General features: G+C 47.1%; 7 protein-coding genes and 1 pseudogene. 4 read left to right on the top strand and 4 right to left on the bottom strand.

Annotated elements, in window-relative coordinates; genetic code table 11:
• The first annotated feature begins 132 nt into the window (after positions 1–132).
• The 3 genes from RIC07_RS17475 to RIC07_RS17485 are packed head-to-tail and all read left to right on the top strand — an operon-like array spanning position 133 to position 2,498.
• On the top strand, positions 133–873 hold the full coding sequence (locus RIC07_RS17475; RefSeq protein ID WP_446351605.1) for a cytochrome c biogenesis protein CcdA: 741 nt from the start codon (positions 133–135) through the stop codon (positions 871–873).
• A gap of 3 nt (positions 874–876) precedes the next feature.
• Positions 877–2,259, top strand: a complete 1,383-nt coding sequence (locus RIC07_RS17480) for a cytochrome c biogenesis protein (RefSeq protein WP_446395641.1) — start codon at positions 877–879, stop codon at positions 2,257–2,259.
• Positions 2,260–2,273: 14 nt separating this feature from the next.
• Positions 2,274–2,498, top strand: coding sequence for a hypothetical protein (locus tag RIC07_RS17485; RefSeq protein ID WP_446395642.1), 225 nt, complete (start codon positions 2,274–2,276; stop codon positions 2,496–2,498).
• Positions 2,499–2,815: 317 nt separating this feature from the next.
• Here the strand turns inward: RIC07_RS17485 and RIC07_RS17490 are convergent, their stop codons facing one another.
• Both RIC07_RS17490 and RIC07_RS17495 read right to left on the bottom strand, forming a co-directional pair.
• The gene (locus RIC07_RS17490; protein WP_446395643.1) at positions 2,816–4,033 is read right to left on the bottom strand and encodes a glycosyltransferase family 4 protein; all 1,218 of its coding nucleotides are present in this window, start codon (positions 4,031–4,033) and stop codon (positions 2,816–2,818) included.
• Positions 4,034–4,350: 317 nt separating this feature from the next.
• Positions 4,351–5,565, bottom strand: coding sequence for a glycosyltransferase family 4 protein (locus RIC07_RS17495; RefSeq protein WP_446395644.1), 1,215 nt, complete (start codon positions 5,563–5,565; stop codon positions 4,351–4,353).
• Between the two features lie 116 nt (positions 5,566–5,681).
• Here RIC07_RS17495 and RIC07_RS17500 point away from each other — a divergent pair, with 116 nt between their 5' ends.
• On the top strand, positions 5,682–7,214 hold the full coding sequence (locus tag RIC07_RS17500; RefSeq protein ID WP_446395645.1) for a glycosyltransferase family 39 protein: 1,533 nt from the start codon (positions 5,682–5,684) through the stop codon (positions 7,212–7,214).
• A 21-nt stretch (positions 7,215–7,235) separates the two neighbouring features.
• On the opposite strand, the gene RIC07_RS17505 is transcribed toward RIC07_RS17500, so the two are convergent.
• Both RIC07_RS17505 and RIC07_RS17510 read right to left on the bottom strand, forming a co-directional pair.
• Positions 7,236–8,201, bottom strand: a complete 966-nt coding sequence (locus tag RIC07_RS17505; RefSeq protein ID WP_446395647.1) for a GDP-mannose 4,6-dehydratase — start codon at positions 8,199–8,201, stop codon at positions 7,236–7,238.
• Positions 8,202–8,225: 24 nt separating this feature from the next.
• Positions 8,226–8,417: pseudogene (locus RIC07_RS17510) on the bottom strand (hypothetical protein); the annotation flags it as partial.

The following is an 8,417-nucleotide window of genomic DNA, read 5'->3' on the forward strand; positions in this document are numbered from 1 at the left end:
GACCCCTGTTTCATAGTTAAGAGCGCTCGATGAAAGAAGAATCCTCACGCCTTCAGGCTGAGGAGTGTCAATACAAACAATCCCATACGTTAAAATGCTCACAGAACAGGTATTTGGTGAATTACCCAGCGCATGATTGACACCTTACAAACTCAACTGTACCAACTGGAACAATTTGCCGATAATCTGGTTGGGAACCAGCTTACCCATCTGAGTGCATTAAGCATTGGGATTATCTTTGCGGCTGGGTTGCTGACTAGCCTCACTCCTTGTATGCTATCTATGCTGCCGATCACGATTGGCTACATTGGCGGCTATGAAGCCAAAGGACGCCTGCAAGCGGCGACTCAATCGACTTGGTTTGCACTGGGATTGGCAACCACCCTAGCCGGATTGGGGATTTTAGCCGCATCGGTGGGACGAGTGTATGGGCAAGTGGGTATCGGGTTACCCATCATTGTTAGCCTGATTGCAATTATCATGGGGCTAAACCTACTCGAAGCCTTACCCCTACAATTACCATCCTTTGACGGAATGGAGTGGATTTCCCCCGATTTACCCAAGGGGATACGTTCTTATCTAATTGGTTTAACCTTTGGGTTAGTCGCCTCTCCTTGCAGTACACCCGTTTTGGCAACATTACTGGCTTGGGTGGCAAGTACACAAGACTGGGTTTTAGGAGGCGTTCTGCTATTATCCTATACGGCAGGTTATGTTACTCCGTTGATTGTGGCAGGTACATTTACCGCTTCGATCAAGAAATTATTAGAAGTACGCCAATGGTCAAGTTGGATTACTCCCGTTAGTGGGGCTTTATTAGTCGGATTCGGCGTCTTTTCGCTGCTGTCTCGGATTCCTGGGGGAATTTTTTAATTAATGACGTTAGATAATCAATCTGTGCCTAATCCTGTCGGACGTTGGTTCCGGCGTTATATCCTATCATTCTTAGCCGATTTACGACTGGCGATCGCACTCCTTTTAGCGATCGCTATTTTCAGTATCAGTGGCACCATTATCGAACAGGGTCAATCTCTCGCCTTTTATCAAGCTAATTATCCCGAAGATCCCGCCTTATTTGGCTTCTTAACCTGGAAAGTTCTCCTATTCTTAGGATTAGACCATGTTTACCGGACATGGTGGTTTTTGTCAATCCTAGTTCTGTTTGGCAGTAGCCTCACCGCTTGCACGTTTACTCGTCAATTTCCCGCCCTGAAAGCCGCCCGTCGCTGGAATTATTACAAAGAACCACGTCAGTTTCAGAAACTGGCACTCAGCGCTGAACTAGAAACAGGTTCTTTGAATTCCTTATCCCAACTGCTACAAGCCAAGCGCTATCGGGTATTTCAAGAAGGAGATAGCCTCTACGCCCGCAAAGGAATCGTGGGGCGGATTGGTCCAATTGTGGTTCACGCCAGTATGTTGATTATTCTGGCTGGGTCAATTTGGGGGGCGATGACGGGATTTATGGCACAGGAAATGGTTCCTAGTGGCAAAACCTTTCATGTCCGAAACATTATTGATGCCGGTCCCTGGGCAAAATCTCAGGTTCCTCAAGATTGGGGGATTCACGTTAATCGCTTCTGGATTGACTACACCCCCGAAGGCGGAATTGATCAGTTTTATTCCGATTTGTCGGTTGTGGATAATCAGGAACAAGAAATTGACCGCGAAACCATTTATGTGAATAAACCCCTGCGCCATCAAGGTGTCACCTTCTACCAAACCGACTGGGGAATCGCGGCGGTGCGGGTACAGTTAAATAATAGTCCGATTTTCCAATTACCCATGGCGAAACTGGATATCCAGGGGAATGGGCGCATCTGGGGAACGTGGGTACCGACAAAACCGGATTTAAGTGAAGGGGCTTCACTGTTGGCAAAAGATTTACAGGGGACGGTTTTGGTGTACGATGCCAAAGGTAAATTAGTCTCCACCGTGCGTTCTGGGATGAGTACCCAGGTGAATGGGGTAACGTTGCGTCTGAAGGAATTAATTGGCAGTACGGGCTTACAAATTAAAGCTGATCCTGGCATTCCGATTGTGTATACCGGCTTTGGTTTGCTCATGGTGGGTGTAATTATGAGCTATGTCTCCCACTCGCAAATTTGGGCATTACAAAAAGGCGATCGCTTTTATGTGGGGGGGAGAACCAACCGCGCCCAAGTATCCTTTGAGCGAGAAGTGATTGAGATTTTAGATCGCTTGCATGAGGATAAATCAACCCCTGAGGTTCCGTTACAAGAAGCGATGCAAGTCTAGGGAGACCTGAAGGGGTGTGGGGTGTGGGGTGTGGGGTGTGGGGTGTGGGGTATGGGGTATGGGGTATGGGGTGTGGGGTGTGGGGTATGGGGTGTGGGGTGTGGGGTGTGGAGTGTGGGGTATGGGGTGTGGGGTATGGGGTGTGGGGTATGGGGTATGGGGAAAATATTAGAGAAACACAAAAGCCCATCATATCACCCCCCCTTCCGTCCCTTCAGGCGAATGGAATTCGCGCCTAGACAAACCAAGTCCGCCTGCGCGGACTAACAACAGATTAAGCGTTTTGAAACCCGCGTTAGCGAAGCTTGCCGAAGGCCAGGCGGGTTTTGTTTGTGTAGTTGCGGTTTCAACCGCCCCACTGAAGAAGACAAATCTTTGAGGCATTGAATCGCACTCTGTCACAATGAAACAACCACAGACAAAGAAAGACGAAGGACGAATGACAAATGACCAATGACCAATGTCATATCATGTCCTAAGGATTGCCCATAATTGCAATGCTGTAATAACAGGGGTTTCAGGCGTTTTTATTAGAGGTGTTTGACCGAACATGATATCACTTCCCCATTAATACCTTTTCATATAGTTCCCCCGCCCGTTTCCAGGTATATTTCTGCTCAACCAGCGATCGCCCATTTTCTGAGAGTTGTTTGCGAAGCTGACGTTTCTCGAATAACCGACTCACGGCATACACGTATTCAGCCGTATCATTCGCCCGTAATGCCCGCAGGGGGACATCTCCACCATCCACAGGCAATCCTTCCAAACCGCGATCGCTTGCTACCACAGGGACTCCTGCTGCCATGGCTTCTAGGGTTTTGTTTTTAATCCCGTAGCTAGTCCGCAGGGGAATCACACAAACCGTAGCCTTATGCAAATAGTCTACGATTGAACTCACCCGCCCTGCTACCGTAATTCTCGGACGTTCCTGCAACTCTAACACCTCAGGTACAGGGCGTGCGCCAACAATTTCTAGGGTTGCCTCTGGATACCGTCGTAAAATCTCTGGGAACACGTCTAAGCTAAAGAAACGCACCGCATCAACGTTTGTCGGGCTATCCATGACGCCGACAAAAACCAATCGCTGTCCTCCCGGATCAGAGACACGCTTAGGAAACTGCTTAAAATCAACGCCATTGGGAACTAAGGTAATCTTACCCTCGGGTTCATAATCCTCAATCTGACGCCGATCTTTAGGAGTCGCAACGACAATATTGGTAAACTTGCCACAATATCGCTCTTCATAACGGCGCAGTAGGGGTAAATTTAATTGCTCTCGTAGCTGCTTATCCGCTGGTTTGCCGTCTAACTGATGGCGCTGCTTGCGATAGAGGGAACTATGAATATTGACGACGGTTCGCAACTTCTCTCGCCATTGAGGGCGAACATAAATTTCATTCATGCTATGTTCGCAGGTGATCACGTCAAAGTTTCCTGACTCTATTGCCTGATTTACCCACTCCTGCATCTCCGGGGAGTACTGTTTTAAGACACTTTGAGGCGTTCCTTGTTGCAGGAATGTACTCAAGCGCTGCATTTTTGACCGCAATCCACTGTTGTTCTCTGAGTTGTTGGGTTGAGGGAAAACAACGAGTTCTTCGACCCACTCCTGCAACTTTTCCACCTCAGTCTCGGAAATATCATCAGTGCGTTGAGTCACCAGAGTAATCTGATGACGCTCACTCAGAGCCTTAAGCAAGTTAAATGTTCTAACCTCAGTTCCGCCGCTGGTGGGTGGATAGGGAAATGTGGCAGAGAGGATGAGAATTTTCATAAATCTTTAGATTCCTCCCAAAATGGTCATAAATTCGGTTTTATCGGGATTAATGATGAATTGAGATGGCATTTATTAAAATTTGCTGGTGAATTATATCTATTTCATCAAACAGTTTTATCTTATTATATAAACATTTTAAGATTTTAATCATAAATTATTTATATAGATAATTTATGGTTAATTTTTGATCACAAATTATTGACAGGCTATTCCTTGAAGCGGATATTTTAAAGGGTAGAAGGGTAAGCGGTCGCGTATTGAATATACATACCCCTACACCCCACACCCAACACCCCCTACAGGTATTTGTTCGTTCACTTTGCACAAATGACTTGTTCATAAAGCTGGGCGGCTCGTTCCCATGTATAATTCTTCTCAATAAACTGGCGTCCATTTTGTGACAATTGTTGTCTCAGTTGAGACTCTTCAAATAAGCGAGTCACGGCATCAACATACTCAGAAACCGAGTTTGCCCTCAATGCTCTTAATGGTACATTAGGACTATCAACCTCCAGTCCTTCCAAACCGCGATCGCTTCCCACCACAGGTACGCCCGCCGCCATCGCCTCTAGGGTTTTGTTCTTGATCCCATACCCCGTTCGCATTGAGACGACGCATACCGTGGCTTGATGTAAGTAGTCTGCCATAGAAGGAACCCGCCCGGTTACCGTAATTCCGGGGCGATTCCCCAGCGCTAATACCTCAGAGGTGGGACGTGCGCCAACCAGAGTTAAGGTTGTGTCGGGATACCGTTCTTGAATCGTGGGAAATACCTCTAAACTTAAGAACGTCACCGCATCAATATTGGCTAAATTATCCATCGCGCCAATGAACGTCAAGCGATGTCCACCTGGATCAACAGTTCGATAAGGGAATTGGCTAAAGTCTACACCATTGGGAATCACGGCAAACTGACTGGGGGGATTATAGGATTGAATCTGTTGGCGATCATCATCCGTCGTCACCACAATATGAGAGAATTTAGCACAGTAGCGCTGTTCATAGCGATAAAGCAGAGGCAGATTCAAGCGATCGCGCCAGAGATTCTCGCTTGTACCCGTTTGCAACTGATTGCGACAGGAAGCATACACCGAACTGTGGATATTGACAACCGTTCGCAGTTGTTCGCGAAACTCCGGACGCACATAAATTTCGTTAACGCTATGTTCGCAGGTAATTACATCAACGTTATTCTTCTTGACACACTGATCAACCCAATCCTGTAATTGTGGAGAATAAATCGAGAGGACACTGGGAGGAATCCCCTGCTGTAAAAACTGACCGAAGCGCTGTAACTTGCCCAACAATCCTCCCTTCAGACTGGAAGTTGTGGGACGGGGAAAAACGACCAACTCAGCCACCCATTCTCGTAATGCTTCAATATCAGCATCAGTTACATCGTCAGCGCGTTGAGTAAGTAGGGTAATCTCATGTCCAGTGAGATGTTTGAGTAAGTTAAACGTCCTTACCTGAGTCCCTCCTTGGGTTGGGGGATAGGGGAACGTAGAAGAGAGCATCAAAATCTTCATGGGTGATTGGTGAGGGTTTAAGGCGTGTATCCAAAACGTAACCTATTTTAGTTTTGATCAAGCCTGTAGAATATCAATAATTCTTCCCTCAAACTCCATCAATTGGGTGAACTGATATGGGATCATCTACCTCGATAAACGCCAAATGGCGATCGGCTCATTTCCGGCAATGGCTTCCGATTAGCTTAATCGGATTAATCGCCGCAACCCTTTATCTTTACCAACTAGCAGAAGAAGGATTCTGGATTGACGAACTCACCAGTGTTACCGACATTCAAACAGGACGGGGATTGCCGCCGAACAACCTAGTTCGTCCCCTCTATTATATGCTGCTGAGTATCTGGATACAGGTTAGCAATCATGATGCTTGGCTGCGAGGATTATCTGTCCTTTTTGCGATAACCAGTGTTTTCCTTATCTATCAGCTAGGTCGTCGTTTAGCAGGAGAAGCAGAAGGCTTAATCGCTGCCCTCATCTTGGCACTTTCACCCCTATTCATCAATCACGCCCAAGAAGTACGCATGTATACCATGAGTACTTGTTTGGGGTTAGGTGGTACCGTGGCGTTGACATACGCCCTGATGAGTGAGCCAGGGAAGCGTCCCAGTTTGGCGTCAATGGCTGGGTGGGCAGGTTTGCGACTCTTAGCCATATTCACAGTGCCGCTTAATCTGACGTTACTGATACCGGATGTCCTGTTGGTGGGATGGAGATTCCGTAATCAACGCGCCGTGTTGTTCGATTTTGGCAAATGGCTACTGCTGATTGTGGTTTTGTGGGCTCCAGGAGTGTTGTCTGTCGTTGAAGTGGCGTCTCCTTCGTCCTCCTACGCCCAGCAAGGACACGTTGCGGGGAGACGAACCCCACATTTGATTGATGTTGTCCGCACCTTGAAGTTTTTTACAGTTTGGCCCTTCTCGGTGCAGTCGAATGCGATCGCCGCCTGGTTTTACAAGCTATTTACAGGACTATTAGCGGGCTTATTAGGTGCGGCGCTGATCAAAAATAAACATCACAATTCATCAAAGCTGTTTTGGGTTGCAGCCTGGGCATTTATTCCGCTTGGCTTGATATTTGGGTTTTCGTATATCTCAATGTCCCTTTGGGTGACCCGCTATTTGTTATTTGTCAGCCCTTACATTTTCATCCTACTGGCAGCAGGTTTGATGAGAGTATGGCGTCAGTGGCGAATCGTGGCGATAGCCATTGCGGTAGCCTATACAATAGCCGTTGTCGGTGGATTGGTGCGCTACTATACCGTTCAAGATCGACCCAATTATAAAGCCGTTGTCCAAGTCATTAACACCAACGAGCAACCGGGTGATGTAATTATTTGGTCGATGTATTATGACAAGGCACTAGCCCATTACTATCAAGGTTCCGCCCCAGCTCATCAACATATCCTTCCAAGCAGTTTAGAGACATCCGATCTGGAACAGTTGGTGAGTGATTTACCACCAATTGAGTCGCGCTTTTGGTTTGCCACTCAAGTGTCTTCCCAAAGTTCTCCACTATTAGAGACATTCCTGGCAGAAAACTTCAATATCCTCACCCATAAGTCATTTGCTCAGAAGTTAGACAATGATGGAAGCATGGAGGTTTTCTTGTTAAGTCCGCGTTCTACGGATATTGAGACAAATAACCAATGACAGACAAATGACCATGCACTTTTATTGTGCCGAATCTTGCTTGGCTTGAACCATCATCCGCACAATATCAGGCATTTTATACTGAGCTTGCCATCCGAGTTTTTCTCTGGCTTTGGCGGGATTACCACGACTGATCGCTAAATCAGTTGGTCGGAACAAACTCCTATCCGTAATCACATAATCTTGCCAATTTAAGCCGACCGAATCAAAAGCCGCTACCACAAACTCTTCTAAGGTGTAACTTTCTCCCGTGGCGATTACATAATCATCGGGTTCTTCTTGTTGCAATATTTTATACATTGCCTCAACGTATTCCGGTGCCCATCCCCAGTCGCGTTGAATGTCAACATTGCCCAGATAAAGCTTTTCTTGGCTACCTTGGGCAATACGAGACACTGCCGCAACAATCTTTTGGGTCACAAATCGTTGGGGTCTCAGAGGAGATTCGTGATTGAACAGAATTCCGGAACACGCAAACAAACCGTAAGCTTCGCGATAGTTTGCCACTTGCCAAAAGGCAGCCGATTTTGCCACCGCATAAGGACTTCTGGGGCGAAATGGGGTCGTTTCATCCGCCGCTTCTGTGCCAATATCGCCAAAACATTCACTCGATCCCGCATTATAAAATTTAATTGGCTCACCCGTAAACCGAATCGCTTCTAAAAGATTTAACGTACCAATAGAAATACTTTCTAGGGTTTCTACGGGTTGCTCAAACGACAAGCCCACCGAACTTTGTCCTGCCAAGTTATAGACCTCATCGGGTTGATTTTTCATCAGGACTTGCAGCACACTGCGAAAATCAGTGAGGGAGGCGGATTCTAGTTTCACTTGGTCACGGATACCCAGGCGGACTAGATTTTGAAAGGATGACATTTGAGCATCCCGTGATGTACCACAGACGCTATACCCTTCGTTGAGGAGTAATTTAGCCAGATAAGCGCCATCTTGACCGGACACGCCGCATATTAGTGCTTTTTTCATGATTTGTCATTGGTCATTGGTCATTGGTCATTTGTCATTTGTCAGGGAACAGGGAACAGGGAACAGGGAACAGGGAACAGGGGACAGGGAACAGGGAACAGGGAACAGGGAACAGGGAACAGGGAACAGGGAACAGGGAACAGGGAACAGGGAACAGGGAACAGGGAACAGGGAACAGGGAACAGGGAACAGGGAACAGGGAACAGGGAACAGGGAACA

It is taken from the genome of Coleofasciculus sp. E1-EBD-02 (assembly GCF_040218245.1).
Lineage (GTDB): Bacteria > Cyanobacteriota > Cyanobacteriia > Cyanobacteriales > Coleofasciculaceae > Coleofasciculus.